Origin of the sequence: Rhizobium sp. YTUHZ045 (assembly GCF_051124255.1) — a bacterium.
Lineage (GTDB): Bacteria > Pseudomonadota > Alphaproteobacteria > Rhizobiales > Rhizobiaceae > Rhizobium.
In genome coordinates, this window is sequence record NZ_CP101432.1 from 560,716 (window position 1) to 581,603 (window position 20,888).

Sequence of the window (20,888 nt, forward strand, 5' to 3'; positions counted from 1 at the left end):
TTCGCCTTCGTTGCCCCTCACCCTAACCCTCTCCCCGTTTTACGGGGAGAGGGGACGTGCCATACGAGAGCGAGGTGGAAACGGAGAGGCTGCGGCATATCCCCTTCGCCCCGCGAGCGGGGAGAAGGTGCCGGCAGGCGGATGAGGGGCCGGTCTCGCCGACCTCACACCTCGAGACTGACCACCTTCCCGGGGTTCATGATACCAGCCGGATCGAAGGCGCGCTTGATGCGGCGCATCAGCTCGATTTCGATCGCCGGGCGGATTGCCGCCAGTTCGTCGCGCTTCAGCTGGCCGATGCCGTGTTCGGCCGAGATCGAGCCGCCATGGGCGAGCACCAGCCCATGCACGATGTGGTTCATTTCGCGCCAGCGGGCGATGAAGGCCGCCTTGTCGGCGCCGATCGGCTGGGAAATATTGTAGTGAATATTGCCGTCGCCCATGTGGCCGAAGGCGCAGATGCGGGCGCCCGGCATGGCTGCCATGACGGCTTTCTCCGCCTCGGCCATGAAATGCGGGATCTTCGACACCGGCACGGAGACGTCGTGCTTGATTGAACCGCCTTCCGGCTTCTGCGCATCCGACATGCTCTCGCGCATATGCCAGATCGCCTTCTGCTGGGCGACGGAGGCGGCGATCGCGGCGTCCTGCACCAGCCCGGCCTCGAAGCCCTGTTCCAGCACGCCGTTCATCATCCGCTCCGCCGTCTCGGCCGAATCCGAGGTCGAGATGTCGATCAGCACGTACCAGGGGTAGGCCGCTTCCAGTGGATCGCGCACGCCGTCGATATGGCGGGTGGTGATCTCGACGCCGAAGCGCGGCATCAGTTCGAAACCGGTGAGCGAGGTGCCGCAGAGGCTGGCGGCAAGGTTGAAAAGCGCAAGCGCATCCTCGACCGAATTGAGGCCGGCAAACGCCACCTGATGACCGAGCGGCTGAGGAAACAGCTTCAGCACCGCGCCGGTGATGATGCCGAGCGTGCCTTCGGCGCCGATGAAGAGATCGCGCAGGTCATAACCGGTATTGTCCTTCTTCAGGCGGCGCAGGCCATCCCAGATCTCGCCGGTCGGCAGCACCACTTCGAGGCCGAGGCAGAGCTGGCGCATATTGCCATAGGCAAGCACGGCCGTCCCGCCGGCATTGGTGGAGAGATTGCCGCCGATGCGGCAGGAGCCCTCCGAGCCGAGCGAGAGCGGAAACAGCCGCCCATGCGCTTCGGCCGCTTTCTGCACATCGGCCAGGATCGCGCCGCCATCGGCGACCAGCACGTTCGCCACCGGGTCGACGTCGCGGATCCTCGTCATGCGTTCGAGCGACAGGATGATGTCGGCCTGCCCCGTGCGCGGCGTCTGGCCACCGACGAGGCCGGTATTGCCGGTCTGCGGCACGATCGCCGTTTTGGTCTCGGTCGCAAGCTTCATGATCGCGGAGACCTCGTCGACCGAACCTGGCTTCAGCAGGAGAGGGGAGGAGCCATGGTAGAGCCCGCGATTTTCGATCAGGTGCGGCGCCAGATCGGCCTCGCCGCGCAGCGCATATTTTTCGCCGACGATTGCTGCGAAACGGTCGAGAAGATCGGTGAAAATGCCGGCGCTGCTCATCAGGTCGATCCTCTATCGCTTCTATCGGGTCAGTTGGTCGCGCGGGGCGCGGCAGCCCTTTGCAGCCGGTCGTTGATGGCTTCGCCGAGCCCGTCGTCCGGGATCGGCGAGAAGGCAATACTCGATACGCCGCTGGCATCGGCACGCTTCATATAGTCGAAAAGATTGGCCGCCGCTTCCGCCAGGTCGCCGCGTGGGCTGAGATCGAGGACGATGCGTGCCTTACGCGCGCCTTCGACCGCCGCACCGCCGAAGGCGATCAGCGCTTCGCCCGGTTCCACTTTGGTCGCATTGAGGCGCACGCTGGCGCCCGGCGCATAATGCGAGGCGAGCATGCCGGGCGCCTCGATTGCCGCCGATGCCTTTTTGGCGCGCAGCAGCGGCTGGCCTGCGACGCGCTCGATCTCGCGCGCCGCCAGCCCGCCGGGGCGAAGCAGCCGCAGCCGGCCGCCCTCCGCCTTGACAATGGTCGATTCGACGCCGACGGCGCTCGGTCCCGCATCGAGGATCAATGGAATTTTCGCCCCGAGATCGGCTTCGACATGGGCCGCACTTGTGGCGCTGATGGCGCCTGACGTATTGGCGCTCGGGGCTGCGAGCGGCCGCCCGAAGGCGCCGATCAGCGTGCCGGCGAAGCCCTTGGGCACACGCACGCCGACGCTGTCGAGACCGGCGGTCGCCAGAGCGTGGATCGGGCTTTCAGCCTTCAGCGGCAGCACCAGCGTCAGCGGGCCGGGCCAGAAGGCTTCGGCGAGCGCCCGCGATACTGGATCGAACTCGGCATGGTGCTCGGCCATATCGAGATCGGCCATATGGCAGATCAGCGGGTTGAAACGCGGCCGTCCCTTGGTCTCGTAGATGCGGGTGATGGCTGCCGGATTGGTGGCGTCGGCCGCAAGGCCGTAGACGGTCTCCGTCGGCATGGCGACGGCAAAGCCTTGGGAAAGAGCGGCACAGGCCGCTTCGAGCGCCGCCTGCCTGTCTGCTCTGATATCGATGATGCGTGCCATATGCTGCCCGTCTCTGGTTCCGGCAGTCATTAGGCTTTCCGTCGCCGGCGATCAATCGCCTTGTTCGCTCACAATTGTCGGATGATTTCGCGCAGCTGTTCGTTGCGGGCGCCGAGCAGCAGGATGTTGCGGATCGCTGCCTGCGGATTGTGGGTGCGAAAGAGCAGCCCGTTGCCGCGCACCGAGCGGTCGACCGTCATCTTTTCGGAGGACTCCTCGCCCGGCTTGATCGCGACGGCAAAATACATCCGCGAATAGCCGACGTCGATCCGTTCGAAGAAGTTGTCGTTGTCGCCGATTTCGGAATAGAAATTGGCGATGTAGAAAGCCCAGCTGACCTCCTCGTAGCGGGCGAATTTGGTGCGCGCTGCGGTGACGTGGCAATAGCCGAGATGCGGGCTGTCCTCAAGAGTCCGGTGGAAGATCATCTTCGGAAACTGGATCGAGTGGTGGAAGCCGTTGATGTGCTGATGCGTCTTCTCGCCGGCCGCCTGCAGCTTGCGGCCGGTCTTTGCGGCGACCTCGTCATGGGTGAGGTAGCGCCTTTCCTCGGCCAGCCAGTGGCGCCGGTCGCGGGGGATGCGGCCGGTGCGCAAGAATTCGGAATGGGCGGCGACCAGTGGCCGCTCCTGCGGCCGGATTACTTCTTTCGCGTCGAAATAGCGGAGTCTGGCCATGGTCTACATGCTTTGTCGGTCTGAGGTCGAAAGCAGGATAAGAGCGTATGCTTAACGCAGCATTAAGATGCGGCCGTCGCATCGGCCGGAAGCCGGCAATGTCGTAAATGCGACAATCGCCGATACCGGAGAGCCGCCTTCTTTGCCAATCCGGTCTTTACGCAATGTCGCAATTGACGATAATTGGCTGCAGAGTCGGACATCGGGTCGACCGGGAGGGGCTGTTTTGAAGCCTCCGCGCTTCCTGTCGTCAATTTCGAAGCCGATGTCGCATTACAACCAAGCGGCGGGAATGCCAGGTGATTAAATGGCGCCATGAACAATTCTCCCGCAGGAGAAGGTTAGCAGGCGCGCTTCCATAGCCTTCCGCTGAAGGCGGCAGCCGGTGCACGAGGACATGAAGATGGATATTCGCAGCAACGTTTTACGTCAGCTCAAGAACCGCCGCGAGGGCTTCAGCCTCGAACAGCCGTTCTACACCGATGAGGATTATTTCAAACTCGACATGGAGATGATCTACTATCGCGACTGGCTGTTCATGGGCCATGATTGCGAGTTGCCGAAGCCGGGCGCCTATTTCACCGTCCAGATCGGCACCTATCCGGTCGTCATAGTCCGCGGCCGTGACAATGTCATCCGCGCCTTCCACAACAGCTGTCGTCATCGCGGCTCGCGCGTCTGCACCAAGGAGCACGGCTCCTCCGTGCGTCTCGTCTGCCCCTATCATCAGTGGACTTACGATCTCGACGGCAAACTTGCCTTTGCCCGTCACATGGGCGACGATTTCGACAAAACCGGCTTCAACCTGAAGCCCGTCCACTGCGAGAGCGTCGCAGGCTATATTTTCATCTGCCTTGCCGACGTCGCCCCCGATTTCAAGCCGGTGCGCGACACGATCGAGCCCTATATGGCGCCGCATCGGATCGGCGAGACCAAGGTGGCTTTCCAGAGCACGATCATCGAGAAGGGCAACTGGAAGCTCGTCTGGGAAAACAACCGCGAGTGCTACCACTGCGCCGCCAATCACCCGGAACTCTGCCGCACCTATCCGGAAGCGCCGAGTGTCACCGGCACAGACGGCGGCGCCGACGATCCGGAGATTGCAGGCCATTGGGCGCGCTGCGAGGCCGCCGGCCTGCCGAGCAAGTTCCAGATCTCGCCGGATGGCCAGTTCCGCACCGCCCGCATGCCGCTGATCGAGGATGCCGAAAGCTACACCATGTCGGGCAAGCCGGCCGTGCAGCGCCGGATCTCCGACGACATCTCGATCAATCGTATCGGCACGATGCTGCTCTTCCACTATCCGACGACGTGGAACCATCTGCTCGGCGACCACGCTATCTCCTTCCGAGTGCTGCCGCTCAGCGCCAACGAGACGGCGGTGACGACCAAGTGGCTCGTCCACAAGGACGCCGTGGAAGGCGTCGATTACAATCTCGAGGAACTGACGCACGTCTGGACCGAGACCAACGACCAGGACCGCCGGATCGTCGAAGAGAATGCCTTCGGCATCCACTCGCCCGCCTATGAGCCCGGCCCCTATTCGGCCGTGCACGAGGGCGGCGTCATGCAGTTCCTCGAATGGTATTCGAACTTCATGGTGAACCGCCTGCAGGGTGAAACGGCGAAAATCTCCGCCGTCGCCTGAGCGCGCCGGTTGACCCCGCTTATCCAAAAGCGGCCCGTTCCGGCCGCTTTTGGAACCATTTTCTCCCGAAAGCGTTGTAAGACCAAGCGGTTATCGCTGCTGAATGGAGAGAAAGAAATGATCGGCCTGAGAAACAAAATTGCGACCGCGGTATTGGCCGCCGCCGTCGTGCTGACGGGCTTCGTGCCGTCGCAAGCAATGCAGATGCCGGCCGCGCCGCAGGTTGAAAAAACCTCGGCTGTCGAGAACGTCCAATACTACCGCGATTATTATCGGCCTTACCGCCGCGACTACTACCGGCCCGGCTATCGCCCCGGCGCCTACTACCGCCCCGGCTGGTATGGCGGCTATCGCGGCTATTCCTACTACCGCCCCGGCTATCGCCGCTATAACGGCTACTGGTATCCGCTCGCCGCCTTCGGCGCCGGCGCGGTCATTGCTGCTCCGCGCTACGCCGCGCCCGCGCCGCGCATGGGTTCGGCTCACGTCGCCTGGTGCGCGAACCGCTACCGGTCCTACCGCGCCTACGACAACACCTTCCAGCCTTATAATGGCCCGCGCCAGCAGTGCTATTCGCCTTATTGATAGGTCCCGAATGCTGCCCGTCACCCTTCCCCTTTCCCGCAAACGGAAGAGGGGAAGGGCCAAACATGGGGAGCGAAGCGGAGGGCCGTGGCACGAAGCAACGGCGCAACAACTCAGTGAACGACGGTGATCACCGGAATGCCTGCTTCCTTGGCGGCACGGATAAGCGCGTACCGTGCGTCCTCAGCAGGAAGGTCCCCGTGGATCGCATCCCGGCAAGCCTTCACCGCGGTCAGATATTCTTCCCCGTCGTCGAGCGGCCAGCAAGCCGTGAGCATCTGGGCCGCCTCCCAAAGGCTCGCGACAAGCTTGTATTTTTCCGGCCCGTCCACAACGAGCATCAGCGGGCTGAATTCTCCAGGTGTGTGCCACTTCATGACATCAGGCCTCCCCACGGTGAACATATTAGTAACCGTGCAAGAACCGTTCCGCGCGAGGTGGTGGCATGAAGCAGCTGATCACGCGGGCACCGATCTCCGGGGTTGCCCGCCATCGCCGAGGCCATAATCAGATGGACGAAGCGTCGCAATGCTGACAGTGGCCGCGTCCCGCATGATGCGATAGGCGCAACGCCGCGCCATCCGCTGCGTCGGCGGCGAATTGGCAAGAGCGTTAACCCACTCTCGGCCTTGAGCTGCCTTGAGCAGAGGATCCATGCCCAGTGCTGGTGGAGGAGGCCTACATGAATCCTCGGGTCAAGCCAGGTCAAGCCCTGGGATGACGGAGCGTTGGGTGAGCTCTGTGGGCAAGTACCGCGACGTTTGACGGAATAGGAGCGAGCTCGCACTCCGAGAGTCACGCCGAACCTTTCACCCTCAAAGAATATCCACCCGCCGCAGCAGCCACCAGGCGAAGACGATCGAGGCGATGATCAGGATGACGGCGTATTCCGTGCCGTAATCGCCGACGGCGAAGGGCAGGTTGGCGGTGTTCATGCCGAAGAAACCCGTCACCAGCGTCGGCGGCAGCAGGAAGGCGGTCATGATCGACAGCAGATAGAGGTGGCGGTTGGTCTCTGAGGATTGTTTCGAATCGATTTCTTCGTGCAGCAGCCGGGCCCGGTCCTGCAGGGCATAGACATCGTGGTCGACCGTTTCCAGCCGGCTCGTCAGCCGCCGGGCCACATCGTCGAAGCCGAAGGGCATTTCGTCCTCGTCGGCTGCCCCGGCGCGGCGCATCAGCGCCAGCACGGTGCGCAGATGCCGGTGCAGCCGCACCACGGTTCGCCGGACCGGCGCCAGCCGCCGGCGCTCGTCGCGCGGCGCATTGTCGTAGACGATATCCTCGATCTGGTTGAGTTCCTCGGTGAGTTCGATGACGATCGCGATCAGCGTCCGCTGGAATTCGATCACAAGCAGTTCGAAGAGATCGACCGGTCGCGAGAATTTGCCTGGATTCTTCTCGATCAGCGTGCGCGCCCGCTCGACGCTGCGCAGCGGCTGCAGCCTTGTGGTGATGATGAAGCGGTCGGACATGGCGAAATGCAGCCAGCCGAGATTGTTGGTGTCCTGGTCGAAATCGCGCTGGCAATCGACGAGCGTGCCATAGAGCATCTGCTCGTCAACGGTCAGCGCCGCATGCGTGTCATGCGTCGTCAAGGCCGATCTCGCCTCCTCCGTCAGTCCGTCGAGCGTCTCAAGCAGGGCCGGCACACGGGCGTCGACGAGGTTGAGATGCAGCCAGTAGAAACAGTTCTCGGCGATCAGATCCGCTACCGTCGCGGTGTTGGTCAGCCGCACCGCCGTCTTTTCATCCGGCGAGAAACGATAGGCCCAGACGAAACCGGGTATGTTGACGGGCAATGTATCCATCGGTCGCCGATCCTTTGCGAGGGCGATATATTGTCTTCAGTTCTCCATGCCGTCCATGGGCGCCGCTGTGCAAGGAGAAAGCGCCATGCCGGGTGGAATTATCGCATTGCGTCGTATGAATCAAAATTGACGTTTACGTAAAAATCAACTAGCCCTTGCCGGGGAGGGCTTTGCATGAGGTGCAGGCACCCGACGGAGGAGAAAGCATGTACAAGGCGCCCGTTGAGGAAATCGCGTTCACATTGAAGCATGTAGCCGGCATGGGCGAGGCGATGTCGAACGGTCTTTTTGACGATCTCGGCGAGGATCTCGTCGACGCCATCCTGGCCGAGGCGGGACGTTTTGCCACAGAGGAGGTGGCGCCGCTCGCCGAGATCGGTGACCGCCAGGGCGCCCGCCTCGTCGATGGCGAGGTCCGGCTGCCGGATGGCTGGCGTGATCTCTACCGCAGCTGGATTGCCGGTGGCTGGAACGGCCTGACGGCGCCGGAGGCTTTCGGCGGCCAGGCCTTGCCTGACATGCTGAATGTCGCGGCTCTCGAAATGTGGAATTCCGGATCCATGGCCTTTGCGCTCGCTCCGACGCTGACCATGGGCGCCATCGAGGCGGTCAGCACCCATGGCAGCGCCGCGCTCAAGGAGAAATATCTGGCGAAGATGGTGTCGGGCGAGTGGACAGGCACCATGAACCTGACCGAGCCGCATGCCGGTTCCGATCTCGGCGTCCTGAAGGCCCGTGCCGAACGTAGGCCCGACGGCAGCTATCGCATATCGGGTCAGAAGATCTTCATCACCTGGGGCGAACACGACGCTGCCGACAACATCATCCATCTGGTGCTGGCGCGGCTGCCGGATGCACCGGCCGGCACGCGCGGCATCTCGCTCTTCCTGGTGCCGAAATTCCTGGTGAACGACGACGGCTCGCTTGGGCCCCGCAACGATCTCTTCTGCCACGCGCTGGAGCACAAGCTCGGCATCCACGGTTCGCCGACTTGCACGATGATCTATGGCGACGGCCGGTTCGGCGACGAAAAGGGGGCGATCGGCTGGCTGGTCGGCGAGGAGCACAAGGGGCTCGCCTGCATGTTCACGATGATGAACAATGCGCGCCTCGCCGTCGGCATGCAGGGCGTGGCGATCGCCGAGGCCGCCACTCAGAAGGCTATCGCCTATGCAAGCGAACGCACGCAGGGCAAGGCCCCGGGCTGGTCAGGCGCCGGCATGAGCCCGATCATTGAACATCCCGATGTCGCCCGCATGCTCCTGACCATGAAGGCGCTGACCCAAGGCTCGCGCGCCATCTCCTATGCCTGCGCCCACGCGATCGACATGTCCCGCCGGGCACCCGACGGCGGCCATTGGCAGGAGCGTGCCGCCCTTTTGACGCCGATCGCCAAGTCCTTTTCGACCGATGCCGGCGTCGAGGTCGCCTCGCTTGGCATCCAGGTGCATGGCGGCATGGGCTTCATCGAGGAGACCGGTGCGGCGCGCTATCTCCGCGACGCCCGCATCGCGCCGATCTACGAGGGCACCAACGGCATCCAGGCGATCGATCTCGTTACCCGCAAGCTGCCGCTTTCAAGCGGCGATCAGGTAAAAGGCTTCATCGCCGAGTTGAAGGGGATCGCCGACGATGTCCGCCGCTCGAATTTCGATGGTTTCGGCGAGACGGCCGCGCGCCTCGATGCAGCCGTCGCCGACCTGGAGCAGGCCACCACCTGGCTTCTGAAGGCGCTGGCAGATGACAGGACCGCGGAAGCGCTCGCCGGCGCCACGCCCTATCAGCGCCTGTTCGGGCTGGTGCTCACCGGCTGTTATCTCGCCAAGGGTGGCCTGGCCGAGAGCGGCGACGGCAAAGCCGAGGGCCGCATCGCGCTCTGCCGCTTCGCCGCTGAAAACCTGCTTGCCGAGACCGCAGCCCTTCGCGACCGGGTCGTCAACGGCGCGGCAAGCCTTGCCGCCGCCCGCATTCTGCTTGCCTGAGGAGATCCCCATGACTGATCATATCGTCGTCGAGCAGCCTTCCGCCCATCCGGGCGTCCAACTCATCCGCTTCAACCGACCGGAAAAGAAGAATGCCTTTACGCGGGCGATGTACCGCACCATGACCGATGCGCTGAATGCCGCCAATGCGGACGCGACGATCAGGGTGACGGTCTTCCTCGGCACTGAAGGCAGCTTTTCGGCCGGCAACGACATCGGCGATTTTCTGGCCGTCGCCATGGGCGGCGGCATGGGAGAGGAACTGATCGATTTTCTCTACGCGCTCGTCAGATCCGAAAAGCCGCTGGTCTCCGGGGTCGACGGCCTGGCGATCGGCATCGGCACGACCCTCAACCTGCATTGTGACCTGACGATCGCTTCCGACCGCAGCCAGTTCCGCACGCCCTTCGTCGATCTGGCTCTGGTGCCGGAAGCTGCGTCGAGCTTGATTGCTCCGCGCATCATGGGTCACCAGCGGGCTTTTGCCATGCTCGCTGCCGGAGAGGCCTTCAGCGCCGAGGAGGCACGGGAGGCCGGGCTTGTCTGGAAGGTGACGACGCCGGAAGAGGTTGAAAGCCAGACGCTGGCCGCCGCCGCAAAGCTTGCCGCCAAGCCGCCGGAAGCGCTGAGGATCGCCCGTGAACTCATCCGCGGGCCGCGGGAAGAAATCATCGCCCGTATCGACGAAGAGGCACGCCATTTCTCCGCCCGGCTGAAAAGTGCAGAGGCGCGGGCCGCTTTCGAGGCCTTCATGCGTCGCTGAAGCGAACTCTACTTCTCCAGCGTCGCCACGACCTCGACATGCGAGGTCCAGAGGAACTGGTCGATCGGCGTCACCCCGGTGATGCGGTAGCCGCCCTCGACGAGGATCGCGAGATCGCGCGCCAAGGTCAGCGGATTGCAGCTGACGGCCGCGATCTTTTTGACCGCCGATCGGGCGAGCTCTCTGCACTGGAACTCCGCGCCGGCGCGCGGCGGATCGAAGACGACCATGTCATAGGGCTTCAGCTCCTGCGTCATCAGCGGACGTCGGAAGAGATCACGCCTATCGATCGTCACGGGCTTCAGGCCCGGAGTTTTGCGGGCGGCCTGGTCGAGGGCTGTAAGCGCCTTGCCCTCGGCTTCGACCGCATGCACGCGGCCGATCCGCGCCAGCCGGAGCGAAAACGTTCCGGTGCCGGCAAAGAGGTCGGCGATCCGTTTTGATTTGCCGGCATGGGCGAGCACCAGCTCCGCCATCGCCTCTTCCGCCGGCTTGGTCGCCTGGGCAAAGCCGCCGGCCGGCGGCGAAACCGAGACACCGCCGAAATCGAGGAGCGGCTTCGATGGCTCGACCAGGATTTCTCCATTCACCGTCACGCGGGCAATGCCGCGCAAGGCCAGCACCGTCTCGATCGCCTTGCGCCGCTGCGGGTCGGAGAGTTTCTTGATTTCGTCGACCGCTACATCGAGTCCGGAGAGCGTTTCAAGCACGGCGATCCGGAAGGCTTCGGCGCTGGTCGCGAGCGACGCAGCGATCGCCTTGATCGCCGGCAGCCGGACGACGATGCCCGGCGATGAGATCGGACATTCCTCGATGGCGACGATGTGGTGGCTTTCGGCCTGATTGAAACCGATCAGCATGTCCTTCTCGGTCCTGCGCGCCGCAAACACCACGCGCCGTCGCTCGCCCGGGTGAGCCGGGACGATTTCGCCGACCTCAGGCGTCAGCCCCTTGGATTTCAGCGCGTCGATGACCAGCTGGCGCTTGAAGGCGCGGTAGGGGCCGTCGGCCAGATGCTGCAGCGTGCAGCCGCCGCAGGTGCCGTTGATGCCGTCCGGACCGAAATGCCGGCAGGGCGGCTCCTGCCGGTCGGGTGAGGGCGCTGCGATCGACATGATCGTGCCATGGCTCTTGACGCGGGCGATCGCCACGGTTTCCCCAGGCAGGGAAAAGGGCACGTAGACAGGCCCGCCGGCGTCGCTTGCGATGCCGTCGCCCTGGGCGCCGAGTTTTTCGATCGTGACGGTTTCGGTGCTCACGGTTTCAATCCTGCCAAAAGATATTCCCGATTGCCGTCGCCGCCTGATATCGGGGAGGGAATGAGGCCGAGGCTTTTCCAGCCCATGTCCTCGGTGAACCAGCGCTCCAATTCGGATGCGACGGCCGGAGCAGACGAGGGATCCTTCAAAAGCCCGCCCTTGCCGATCGCCTCGCGCCCGGCCTCGAACTGCGGCTTGACCAGCAGCACGGCGGCGGCGCCCGGCGCGGCAAGATCGAGCGCCGGAGCCAGCGCCAGCTTCAACGAGATGAAGGAGACATCGGAGACGATGAAGGTGGCGGGCTCGCCGATATCGTCGGCGCTGAGACTGCGGGCGTTGAGGCCTTCGCGGTTCGTCACCCGCGGATCGCCGGATAGCCGCGGATGCATCTGCCCATGGCCGACATCGATTGCGGTGACGTGCCGGGCGCCCCTGAGCAGCAGCACTTCCGTGAAGCCGCCGGTGGAGGCGCCGATATCGAGACAGTGATGGCCGGCCGGATCAAGCCGGAAATGGTCGAGAGCGGCCGCAAGCTTCAGGGCGGCGCGCGAGACGTAAGCCTGCGCCGGGTCGTCGATCTCGATATCGGCATCGTCGCCGAAGAGCGCGCCGGCCTTGGTTACCACCTCACCGGCGATCCGGACCGTGCCGCGCTGCACGGCGTCGCGCGCCCGAGAGCGGCTGGCAAAGAGGCCGCGGGAGACGAGAAGCTGGTCGAGGCGTTGGCTGTTTTGATCGGACATCGGCTGTGAATGACCGGCAAAGCCGCCGCTTGCAAGCATTTTATTCCTGCCGGTTGCAGGGCAATTCCTGCGATCCGCAATTTAAACAAATTTAAAGCCTGTCCGCATAGGGTCGGCACGATTGCAGCGGTTGGTCCGAACCGCTTCGTGCCATGAAGGCGCAGGCGTCTTCCGCCGATCATGTTTCCAATTCCAAGTCTCTGCGGTTGCGCCTTGCGCGCGACTGTCTCTCGCCGCGCCGACTGTCGCCAGGAGAACTCACCGATGTCTGTTAAAAACATATCCTTGAATGGGAAGCTTGCGGCCACGTTCGCAGCCCTCATTCTGATCTTCGTGTCCGTTTCGGCTTTCGTCTTTTCCAAGGCGACGGCATCGGCGGTCGCGTCCGCCGAGCAGGAAAAATCGGAGCTGCTCGTCAACCAGATCGACGATGCGCTGCAGGCCATGCTCGAGCAGGCGGTCAACCTGCGCGGCTTCATTCTCTTTCGCAGCGACAGCACCTATGGCGATGTCTTCGCCAATCGCGAGCGCATGCTGAAGGCGATCGCCGCCGCCAAGCAGACCGCGGCCGGCGAGCCGCAGCTGGTCGAGATGATCGACGGCATGCAGAAGGCGGCCGACCTTTATTTCCATGAACTTGCCGAACCGCAGACCAAGGCGCGCAAGGAAACCGACATGCCGATCGAAGAGGTCGTCAAGATCGGCGTCAACGCCGCCAAGGGTCAGCTCGATGGTTTCCGCCAGGCGTCCGCCAAGATCAAGGCCACCGCCCGCGAAAAGTCGAATGCGCTCGCGGCGATCCGGGCCGAGGCCAACAGCGATCTGACGACGACGCTGCTTGCCGGTGGCATCGTCGCATCGCTAGCCGCCGCCATTCTTGCCTGGCTGATGTCGCGCACCATCGTCCGCCCGGTCGTCGGCATGACCGCTGCCATGGACCGGCTCGCCGGCGGCCAGAACGATATCGAGGTTCCGGCTGTCGAACGCGGCGACGAGATCGGCCGCATGGCCCAGTCGGTCCTGGTCTTCAAGCAGGCGGCGATCGAGAAGCTGCGTCTTGCCGGGGAAACCGACCGCATGCGCGACGATGCAGAGCGCCAGCGCCAGGCAAGCGATGAGCAGAAGGCGCGCGAAGAAGGCGAGCTCCGCTATGCCGTCGACGCTCTGGCCGGTGGCCTTGCCGGCCTTGCCGTCGGCGATGTCGCTGCCCGCATCCAGACGCCGTTCGCGCCGCAATATGACAGCCTGCGCAACGACTTCAACCACGCCGTCGAAAAGCTGCAGGCGGCACTTCAGTCGGTCGGCCGCAATGCCTCGGCTATCAATGCAGGCGCTGGCGAAATCCGCTCGGCTGCCGACGATCTTGCCCATCGCACCGAGCAGCAAGCCGCAGCCGTCGAAGAGACCGCTGCAGCGCTCGAGCAGGTGACGACGACGGTGCGCGACAGCGCCAAGCGCGCCGAGGATGTCGGCAATCTCGTCGAGCGCACCCGCCTCGGCGCCGAAAAATCCGGCGATGTCGTCCGCAAGGCGGTCTCGGCCATGCAGCAGATCGAAAAATCCTCCGGCGAAATCTCCAACATCATCGGCGTCATCGACGACATCGCCTTCCAGACCAACCTCCTGGCGCTGAACGCCGGCGTCGAAGCGGCACGCGCCGGCGAGGCAGGCAAGGGCTTTGCAGTCGTCGCCCAGGAAGTGCGCGAGCTGGCGCAGCGTTCCGCCAAGGCTGCAAAGGAAATCAAGGACCTGATCACCAATTCCGGCACGCATGTGCAAACCGGCGTCACGCTGGTCGGCGAGACCGGTAAGGCGCTGGAAGCCATCGTCGCCGAGGTGCAGGAGATCAACCGCAACGTCAACGCGATCGTCACCGCCACGCGCGAACAGTCGATCGGCCTGCAGGAGATCAACACCGCCGTCAACAACATGGATCAGGGCACGCAGCAGAATGCGGCGATGGTCGAGCAGCAGACCGCTGCAAGCCATGCGCTTGCCCAGGAAGCAAGCGCCCTGGACGAGCTGCTGCGCCAGTTCAAGCTCGGAACCGAGCCTGCCGCTCCGGTCCAGAGGACGGCAGCCGCAACGCCGGCCTCGCGCCCCATCGCCTCACCGGCCCGCGCACTCGCCAGCAAGGTCACCAAGGCCTTCGGCGGCAAACAGGCGAGCGCTGCGGTTGCGGTTCAGGAGGACTGGACGGAGTTCTGAGAGCGCGCTTTCGGAAGGAACGGCTAAGGAAGAGGGCGGCGCAGTGATGTGCTGCCCTTTTTTATTGAGAAGATTGGCATAGGTGCGAGCAAGAAACTGCCCCTCACCCTTACCCTCTCCCCGTAAACGGGGCGAGGGGACGTGCCCTGCGAAAGGTTAATGGAGAACGGAGAGGGTGCGGCATGGTCCCTTCGCCCCGTTTACGGGGGTCCGAAGGACGGGTCGAGACCCGTGGCTCGACCCCGGTCGGTGCCGGCAGGCGGATGAGGGGCGGCGCACCCTCGGCCGATCACTTACCCCGCCACTCCAACGGCAACCCCGCGTCCAAGCGCCCGGAACACCGTCGAAACAATCCCGGCGCGATCCAATCCCGCATGAGCGTTCATCGCCTCGGGCTTGGCCTGCTCCATCCAGATATCGGGCATAACAAGCGAGCGGATCTTCAGCCCGTTGTCGAGCAGGCCTTCGCTCGAAAGGTACTGCATCACCTGGCTGCCGAAGCCCCCGACCGAGCCTTCCTCGACGGTGATCAGCATCTCGTGGTGGCGGGCGAGCTGGCGGATCAGGTCGTGGTCGAGCGGTTTGGCGAAACGCGCGTCGGCGACCGTTGTCGACAACCCGGCGGCGTCGAGATCCTCGCCGGCAAGCAGACAGTCGGCAAGCCGGGTGCCGAAGGAGAGCAGCGCCACCTTGGTGCCTTCCTTGACGATGCGGCCCTTGCCGATCTGCAGGATTTCGCCGCGCGCCGGCATGTCGACGCCCACACCTTCGCCGCGGGGATAGCGGAAGGAGATCGGGCCGGCGTCATAGGCGGCGGCCGTGCGCACCATATGTTTGAGTTCAGCCTCGTCGGCCGCCGCCATCACCACGAAGCCGGGCAGGGTGGCGAGGAAGGCTGTGTCGAAGGAGCCGGCATGGGTCGGCCCGTCGGCGCCGACGAAGCCGGCGCGATCGATCGGGAAACGCACCGGCAGGCCCTGGATTGCCACGTCGTGCACGACCTGGTCGTAGGCGCGCTGCAGGAAGGTGGAATAGAGGGCGGCGAACGGCTTGTAGCCTTCCGCCGCAAGCCCGGCGGCGAAGGTCACGGCATGTTGTTCGGCGATGCCGACGTCAAAACAGCGCGACGGAAAGGCCTCGGCGAGTTTGTCGAGGCCGGTGCCATTCGGCATGGCCGCGGTGATGCCGACGATCTTGTCGTCAAGTGCGGCTTCCTGCACCAGCGCTTCGGCAAAGACGCTGGTATAGCTCGGCGCATTCGGCTTCACCCGCGCCTGCGCGCCGGTGATGACGTCGAACTTGTTGACGCCATGGTATTTGTCGGCCGCGGCTTCCGCCGGCGGATAACCCTTGCCCTTCTGGGTGACGACGTGGATCAGCACCGGTCCGCGGGCATTGTCGCGCACATTGCGCAGCACCGGCAGCAGGTGGTCGAAGGAGTGCCCGTCGATCGGGCCGATATGGTAGAAGCCCATCTCCTCGAACATTGTGCCGCCGGTGACGTAGCCGCGCGCATGCTCGACGGCGCGGGTGATTGCCCGGTCGATGTTCTTGCCGAGATAGGCCGTCAGTTTCTTGCCGAAGTCGCGGAAGCCCATATAGGTGCGCCCCGAGGCGAGGCGGGCGAGATAGGCACTCATCGCCCCCGTCGGCGGGGCGATCGACATGTCGTTGTCGTTGAGAATGACGATGAGGCGGGCGTCGAGGGCGCCGGCATTGTTCAGCGCCTCATAGGCCATGCCGGCCGACATCGCCCCGTCGCCGATGACGGCGATGACGCGGCGGTCGGTCTTCTCCAGATCGGCGGCGATCGCCATGCCGAGGCCGGCCGAGATCGAGGTCGAGGAATGCGCCGCCCCGAATGGATCATATTCGCTTTCGGCCCGGCGGGTGAAACCGGAAAGGCCGTTTTCCTGGCGCAGCGTGCGGATGCGGTCGCGCCGGCCGGTGAGGATCTTGTGCGGATAGCATTGGTGGCCGACATCGAAGATCAGCCGGTCGTTCGGCGTATCGAAGACACTGTGGATGGCGATCGTCAGCTCAACCACGCCGAGGCCGGCGCCGAGATGACCGCCGGTGCGCGACACCGCATCGATCATTTCGTCCCGGACTTCGCGGGCAAGCTGCGGCAGCTCGCGATCCTCGAGCTTGCGCAGGTCGGCTGGATAGATGACCTGGTCGAGCAGGGGAGTCTTCGGCAGTTGTGTCACGGGCGGGTGCTCTTTCTTGCTTTTCCTCGTTTCGCTTTATTCGATTAGATCGGGGCAAAACAAGTGCATTTCAGGAACCGAAGGTTTTCACCTTAGAGCATGGCGGAAAAAAGTGTGAGCGGTTTCGGAAGATATCACTTTCTATTTCTGTGAGTTGCATTTGCCTGATTTTCCCCGGGCGATCGAATGCGCGAAGCGCTGGCGAACAGCTTGAATGTGACACGGAATGGTAGCAATGTTGCCGGACTGACTGGGGGACGGGTCATGGGAACGATTGTTGCAGCGCATGCCTATGTGAACAACGAGGTCGCCTATGTGGCCTGGGACATCGATGCCAAGATCGACGGGTGCCTCGGGTTCGAAGTCGTCCGCGTCTATCTCGACGAACAGGGTAACGTGTCGATAAGGTCCGACGGCAGCGAGGACCGGGTGACCTGCGCCGCCTGGGTCGCCTTCAAGGGGCAGCGTAATCCGCATTGGCTGCCGCAGACGACGTCGCTCTGGCCGGTGCAGAAGCTGTCCTGGCGCGACCTGACGCTGCGCAAGCGCCGCAACGAGATGAAGCGCCGACCGGACGAGGTCCGCGTGCGCTATGAAATCCGCCCGCTCGGCGACCTGAAGCCGGGCATGCAGGCCGCGCCCGATCCGACGCCTGAGATCGTCGACATCAACAAGCGGGATGAAAATGGCCGGCCGATCAAAAAGCTCGACGGCACCTTCGAGAAGATCGCGGTCAAGGCCTATGAGGGGCCTCCGCGGCCGCTCGGTTATCTCGGGCCGTCCGTCGCCTCCAATCCGGTGCATGTGACGCGCAAGCGTGGCCAGTTCGAGTCCACCTTCACCAACGGCATTCTCGCCGCCCAGTGGCTGCGAAACGTGCTCTTGGAGGACGGCGTGAAACAGCCGAACGAACTGATCGACATGATCTCCAATCCGGAAAACGGCATCCGCAAATATCTTGCCGGCGATGTCATTCCCATGCTCAAGGACTTCATGAATGCGCCTGGCCGCTTCCTCGTCGCGCTCTACGAGCTCGAGGATGAGGAACTGCTCGACCTGCTGCTTGCCAACAAGGACAAGCTCAGCATCATCCTCGCCAATACCGGAAAGGTCGGTGACGACTGGGATGTGCGCAATGCCCATGCACGCAACGCGTTGATCGAGGCCGGCGCCGAGATTCACCACCGCATGTTCAACAATTCGAGTCAGATCGGCCACAACAAGTTCGTCGTCCATATTCCGCCTGGCGGCGCGGATCGCAGCGTCTTCACCGGCAGCACCAACTGGACGGCGACGGGCCTTGCCGGCCAATCCAACAATGCGCTGATCGTCAGGAACGATGCCGTTGCCGCGGCCTATGTCTCCTATTGGGAGCGGATGCTGGAAGACAATGCAACGCTGGAAGAGCCGGTCGAATTCGACGACGGCATGCCCGACAACCAGCAGAGCAAGGCGTTCCGTCGCTCGAACGAGACGCCGTCCATTGTGCCCACCGGCAATGGCGCTTCGGTGGAAGCATGGTTCTCGCCGAACATGCAGAGCCGAAGGAAGGGCAAGGATACACCGCCCGACCTTCGCGAGGTCTACCGGCTGATGCGCCGCGCCGAGCATGCGGTGCTGTTTCTGGCCTTCTATCCCGGACAGTCCGGCAGGGATTGCATCGTCGGCGAGGCGATCGACATCGGCCTCAAGGACCAGAAGCTGATCGTGACCGGCGCCGTTTCCAGCCCGCAGGCCATGCCTAACTACGTTCCCGGCAGGAAGAACGACCCGGATGACGAGGACGACGATGTCGACGCCATCTCACCGCATACGTTCGACGAGGCCAATGTCTCGATCGTCCGGGCCTCGCGCATCGACGACCGGCAACTGCTGGCGGATTTCGGCGCGGAGGAACTGACCGCCAAGAAGGTCGGCGCCATCATTCACGACAAGGTGCTGGTGATCGATCCCTTATCGGATGAGTGCGTCGTCGTCCTCGGCAGCCATAATCTCGGTTTCAAGGCTTCCTACGCCAATGACGAGAACATGCTGATCGTCAAAGGCGACCGCGCCCTTGCCGAGGCCTATGCGGTGCATATCCTCGATGTCTATGACCACTACCGCTTCCGTGCGGTCGAGGCGGAACTGAAGCGCCAGGGCAAGAAGGGCTGGTCGGGCTTCCTCAACGTCGACGACAGTTGGCAGGACGGCTACGTCAATCGCACGAAGGGGGCGCTGACGCGCTATTTCGCGGCGGGTTGATTTCCAGGCGGCCTATCCGCCGCCGTCACCCCTCCGGCAGAGGCACGAATTCTTCTTCGTCACCCGGCACGATTTCGAAACGGCCGGTGCGCCATTCCTCCTTGGCCTTTTCGATCCGTTCCTTCGAGGAGGAGACGAAATTCCACCAGATATAGCGTTTCGAATTCAGCGCCGCGCCGCCGAAGAGCATTAGATGACAGCCGTCGCCGCCGGCTTCCAGCGTGATCGGATCGCCGGGCCGGAAGACCAGCAACTGATCGGCGGCGAAGCGATCGCCTGCGATGACCACCTCGCCCGACAGCACGTAGACGGCGCGCTCCTCATGGCCGGCGCCGAAGGGAAAGCGGACGCCCGGCTGCAGGTTGAGATCGACATAGAGCGTGTCGGAGAACGTGCCGACCGGCGATGTCATGCCTTCGAACGAACCGATGACGACCCGGCCGCGCACCCCTGATGTCTCGATCAGCGGCATGTCGGTCTTTTCCGTATGGGCGAAGGAAGGATCAATCTCCTCCTTGTCGTCGGGCAACGCGAGCCATGTCTGCAGCCCGGACATCAGCAACGGGTGGCCGCGCAGATTGTCCGGCGTGCGCTCGGAATGGACGATGCCGCGGCCTGCCGTCATCAGGTTGATGTCGCCGGGACGGATGACTTTTTCCGTGCCGAGGCTGTCGCGATGGCGGATCTCGCCGTCGAACAGATAGGTGACGGTGGAAAGGCCGATATGCGGATGCGGCTTGACGTCGAGCGCCTCATTGGGCTTCAGGATCGCCGGTCCCATGCGGTCGAAGAAGATGAACGGCCCGACCAGCCGCCGCTGCCGCGTCGGCAGCGCGCGCCGCACCTGGAAGCCGCCGATATCGCTGCTGCGCGCAATGATCAGGTTCTCGATCGCATCGCAGGCGAAGGCATCGCCGGGCAGGGGATCTTTACCGGGAAAGAAGGACATGAGGGATCTCCGCTTGCAGGGACGTCGACCACAAATAGTCCCTGCAGCGCCGCGCGTCCAACAGGATGTGCCGAAGAGGCTCCATGATGTCAGATCGCGGTGAAGCCGTTATCGACGAAGAGATGAGCGCCATTGACGAAGCTCGATTCATCGCTGGCGAGATAAAGGGCGGCCCGCGCCACGTCTTCGGGCTCGCCGATCCGTCCCTGCTGCGCGGCGATGGCGGCATCCGAGACATCGACGCCGAGCGCCTGCAGGTCGGCGACCTCGCGCAGCCCGTGCGGCGTGCGGATGAAGCCGGGGCAGACGGCGTTGCAGCGGATGTTGCGGTCGCGGAATTCGACGGCGATGGCCCGGGCAAACATATGCACCGCGCCCTTGGTCGTGTCGTAGAGCACTTCCATCGGTGTGGCGGCGACCGCCGAGATCGACGAGGTGCAGACGATCGATCCGCCGCCGGCGGCGATCATCTTCGGCAGCACCGCCTTGGTCATCAGGAACATCGAGCGCACATTGACGGCGTGCAGCCAGTCCCATTCCTGAAGCGTCGTCTCCAGGAAAGGCTTGATGACGATGGTGCCGGCATGATTGAAGAGGACCGTCACCGCGCCATAGCGTTCCTCGACGCCGGCCACGGCGGCATTGACGGCGGCTTCGTCCGAGACATCGGCCGTCCAGCAGTCGGCCTCGCCGCCGGCATCACGGATTTGCTTCACGGTCTCGGCGGCCGCCTGACCATTGCGGTCGATGATCGCAACACGCGCACCTTCGGCCGCAAACAGCTTCGAGGCAGCACCCCCCATGCCGGTCGCGCCGCCCGAGATGATGGCGACCTTGCCCTTCAATCTGTCCGTCATTGTCTGTCCCCTGATGGTGTCGGAAGGGGATCATAGATCGACCGAAAGCCGATCGCCAAGCGTCTTCAAGTGCCGAGTTCGCTACGCTCAGGCGCCGTCCAGCGGCTCGACGCCCTGTGGCCTGCCGGCGCGGTCGAGCCTGATCTTCTCGATGCGGTTCTCGGCCGCCGAAAGCAGCGTCTCGCAATGTTTCTTCAGCGCTTCGCCGCGCTCATAGATCTCGATGGATTCATCAAGCGCCACGTCGCCGCGTTCCAGCCGGGCAACGATGCTTTCGAGTTCGGCGACCGCCTTTTCGAAGGAAAGGCCTGATACTTCAGGCTTGGCGCTGTCAGTCATTC

At 63.7% G+C, this 20,888-nt stretch carries 17 protein-coding genes; 6 read left to right on the plus strand and 11 right to left on the minus strand.

Translation table 11 applies throughout. The annotated features are described in order from the left end of the window. Positions 1-164: 164 nt before the first annotated feature. The 3 genes from NMA58_RS02725 to NMA58_RS02735 all read right to left on the minus strand — a co-directional run bounded on the left by NMA58_RS02725 (position 165) and on the right by NMA58_RS02735 (position 3,288). A complete protein-coding gene (locus NMA58_RS02725; protein ID WP_434712203.1) occupies positions 165-1,601 on the minus strand; it encodes an FAD-binding oxidoreductase in 1,437 nt (478 codons plus the stop codon). A 29-nt stretch (positions 1,602-1,630) separates the two neighbouring features. Further along, positions 1,631-2,611 carry an L-threonylcarbamoyladenylate synthase gene (locus NMA58_RS02730; RefSeq protein WP_434713489.1) on the minus strand — a complete coding sequence of 327 codons (981 nt, stop codon included), beginning with the start codon at positions 2,609-2,611 and terminating at the stop codon, positions 1,631-1,633. A 68-nt stretch (positions 2,612-2,679) separates the two neighbouring features. Then, positions 2,680-3,288, minus strand: a complete 609-nt coding sequence (locus NMA58_RS02735) for a DUF6656 family protein (RefSeq protein ID WP_434712204.1) — start codon at positions 3,286-3,288, stop codon at positions 2,680-2,682. 403 nt (positions 3,289-3,691) lie between these two features. Here NMA58_RS02735 and NMA58_RS02740 point away from each other — a divergent pair, with 403 nt between their 5' ends. Both NMA58_RS02740 and NMA58_RS02745 read left to right on the plus strand, forming a co-directional pair. After that, positions 3,692-4,936, plus strand: coding sequence for an aromatic ring-hydroxylating oxygenase subunit alpha (locus NMA58_RS02740; RefSeq protein WP_085779976.1), 1,245 nt, complete (start codon positions 3,692-3,694; stop codon positions 4,934-4,936). A gap of 117 nt (positions 4,937-5,053) precedes the next feature. Further along, a complete protein-coding gene (locus NMA58_RS02745; RefSeq protein WP_434712205.1) occupies positions 5,054-5,521 on the plus strand; it encodes a BA14K family protein in 468 nt (155 codons plus the stop codon). A gap of 113 nt (positions 5,522-5,634) precedes the next feature. Here NMA58_RS02745 and NMA58_RS02750 read toward each other — a convergent pair whose 3' ends face one another. After that, positions 5,635-5,898 (minus strand): DUF982 domain-containing protein, encoded by a 264-nt coding sequence (locus tag NMA58_RS02750; RefSeq protein WP_434712206.1) that lies wholly within the window; start codon positions 5,896-5,898, stop codon positions 5,635-5,637. 438 nt (positions 5,899-6,336) lie between these two features. Then, positions 6,337-7,332, minus strand: coding sequence for a transporter (locus NMA58_RS02755; RefSeq protein ID WP_221139129.1), 996 nt, complete (start codon positions 7,330-7,332; stop codon positions 6,337-6,339). 206 nt (positions 7,333-7,538) lie between these two features. Between NMA58_RS02755 and NMA58_RS02760 the strand changes: the two genes are divergently transcribed. Together NMA58_RS02760 and NMA58_RS02765 are read left to right on the plus strand one after the other, a co-directional pair. After that, complete coding sequence (locus tag NMA58_RS02760) at positions 7,539-9,314, plus strand: acyl-CoA dehydrogenase (RefSeq protein ID WP_434712208.1); 1,776 nt, start codon at positions 7,539-7,541, stop codon at positions 9,312-9,314. A gap of 10 nt (positions 9,315-9,324) precedes the next feature. After that, entirely contained in the window at positions 9,325-10,077 is a 753-nt protein-coding gene (locus NMA58_RS02765) for a crotonase/enoyl-CoA hydratase family protein (protein WP_434712210.1), read from the plus strand. An 8-nt stretch (positions 10,078-10,085) separates the two neighbouring features. Here the strand turns inward: NMA58_RS02765 and NMA58_RS02770 are convergent, their stop codons facing one another. Both NMA58_RS02770 and NMA58_RS02775 read right to left on the minus strand, forming a co-directional pair. Beyond that, entirely contained in the window at positions 10,086-11,336 is a 1,251-nt protein-coding gene (locus NMA58_RS02770) for a class I SAM-dependent RNA methyltransferase (protein WP_434712211.1), read from the minus strand. Further along, on the minus strand, positions 11,333-12,118 hold the full coding sequence (locus NMA58_RS02775; protein WP_430957140.1) for a TlyA family RNA methyltransferase: 786 nt from the start codon (positions 12,116-12,118) through the stop codon (positions 11,333-11,335). Before NMA58_RS02775 ends, NMA58_RS02770 begins: the two co-directional genes overlap by 4 nt. A 225-nt stretch (positions 12,119-12,343) precedes the next feature. On the opposite strand from NMA58_RS02775, the gene NMA58_RS02780 reads away from it, so the two are divergent. Then, the gene (locus NMA58_RS02780) at positions 12,344-14,287 is read left to right on the plus strand and encodes a methyl-accepting chemotaxis protein (protein ID WP_434712213.1); all 1,944 of its coding nucleotides are present in this window, start codon (positions 12,344-12,346) and stop codon (positions 14,285-14,287) included. Between the two features lie 293 nt (positions 14,288-14,580). On the opposite strand, the gene dxs is transcribed toward NMA58_RS02780, so the two are convergent. Then, positions 14,581-16,497, minus strand: a complete 1,917-nt coding sequence (gene dxs / locus NMA58_RS02785; RefSeq protein WP_085777180.1) for a 1-deoxy-D-xylulose-5-phosphate synthase — start codon at positions 16,495-16,497, stop codon at positions 14,581-14,583. A 264-nt stretch (positions 16,498-16,761) separates the two neighbouring features. Between dxs and NMA58_RS02790 the strand changes: the two genes are divergently transcribed. After that, positions 16,762-18,741, plus strand: coding sequence for a phospholipase D-like domain-containing protein (locus tag NMA58_RS02790; protein WP_434712214.1), 1,980 nt, complete (start codon positions 16,762-16,764; stop codon positions 18,739-18,741). Between the two features lie 25 nt (positions 18,742-18,766). Here the strand turns inward: NMA58_RS02790 and NMA58_RS02795 are convergent, their stop codons facing one another. From NMA58_RS02795 to NMA58_RS02805, 3 genes are all read right to left on the minus strand, one after another. Then, positions 18,767-19,690 (minus strand): pirin family protein, encoded by a 924-nt coding sequence (locus NMA58_RS02795; protein WP_434712215.1) that lies wholly within the window; start codon positions 19,688-19,690, stop codon positions 18,767-18,769. Positions 19,691-19,779: 89 nt separating this feature from the next. Further along, positions 19,780-20,547, minus strand: coding sequence for an SDR family NAD(P)-dependent oxidoreductase (locus NMA58_RS02800; RefSeq protein WP_430957145.1), 768 nt, complete (start codon positions 20,545-20,547; stop codon positions 19,780-19,782). 87 nt (positions 20,548-20,634) lie between these two features. Continuing rightward, positions 20,635-20,886 carry an exodeoxyribonuclease VII small subunit gene (locus NMA58_RS02805; protein ID WP_039618216.1) on the minus strand — a complete coding sequence of 84 codons (252 nt, stop codon included), beginning with the start codon at positions 20,884-20,886 and terminating at the stop codon, positions 20,635-20,637. Between the last annotated feature and the right edge of the window lie 2 nt (positions 20,887-20,888).

What these genes read in the sequence shown, in the direction of transcription:
- NMA58_RS02755 (WP_221139129.1), bottom strand. Translation starts at nt 7,332, where the DNA reads ATGGATACATTGCCCGTCAACATACCCGGTTTCGTCTGGGCCTATCGT.
- NMA58_RS02725 (WP_434712203.1), bottom strand. Translation starts at nt 1,601, where the DNA reads ATGAGCAGCGCCGGCATTTTCACCGATCTTCTCGACCGTTTCGCAGCA.
- NMA58_RS02760 (WP_434712208.1), top strand. Translation starts at nt 7,539, where the DNA reads ATGTACAAGGCGCCCGTTGAGGAAATCGCGTTCACATTGAAGCATGTA.
- NMA58_RS02745 (WP_434712205.1), top strand. Translation starts at nt 5,054, where the DNA reads ATGATCGGCCTGAGAAACAAAATTGCGACCGCGGTATTGGCCGCCGCC.
- NMA58_RS02750 (WP_434712206.1), bottom strand. Translation starts at nt 5,898, where the DNA reads ATGAAGTGGCACACACCTGGAGAATTCAGCCCGCTGATGCTCGTTGTG.
- NMA58_RS02775 (WP_430957140.1), bottom strand. Translation starts at nt 12,118, where the DNA reads ATGCTTGCAAGCGGCGGCTTTGCCGGTCATTCACAGCCGATGTCCGAT.
- NMA58_RS02805 (WP_039618216.1), bottom strand. Translation starts at nt 20,886, where the DNA reads ATGACTGACAGCGCCAAGCCTGAAGTATCAGGCCTTTCCTTCGAAAAG.
- NMA58_RS02780 (WP_434712213.1), top strand. Translation starts at nt 12,344, where the DNA reads ATGTCTGTTAAAAACATATCCTTGAATGGGAAGCTTGCGGCCACGTTC.
- NMA58_RS02765 (WP_434712210.1), top strand. Translation starts at nt 9,325, where the DNA reads ATGACTGATCATATCGTCGTCGAGCAGCCTTCCGCCCATCCGGGCGTC.
- NMA58_RS02740 (WP_085779976.1), top strand. Translation starts at nt 3,692, where the DNA reads ATGGATATTCGCAGCAACGTTTTACGTCAGCTCAAGAACCGCCGCGAG.
- NMA58_RS02790 (WP_434712214.1), top strand. Translation starts at nt 16,762, where the DNA reads ATGGGAACGATTGTTGCAGCGCATGCCTATGTGAACAACGAGGTCGCC.
- NMA58_RS02735 (WP_434712204.1), bottom strand. Translation starts at nt 3,288, where the DNA reads ATGGCCAGACTCCGCTATTTCGACGCGAAAGAAGTAATCCGGCCGCAG.
- NMA58_RS02795 (WP_434712215.1), bottom strand. Translation starts at nt 19,690, where the DNA reads ATGTCCTTCTTTCCCGGTAAAGATCCCCTGCCCGGCGATGCCTTCGCC.
- NMA58_RS02730 (WP_434713489.1), bottom strand. Translation starts at nt 2,611, where the DNA reads ATGGCACGCATCATCGATATCAGAGCAGACAGGCAGGCGGCGCTCGAA.
- NMA58_RS02800 (WP_430957145.1), bottom strand. Translation starts at nt 20,547, where the DNA reads ATGACGGACAGATTGAAGGGCAAGGTCGCCATCATCTCGGGCGGCGCG.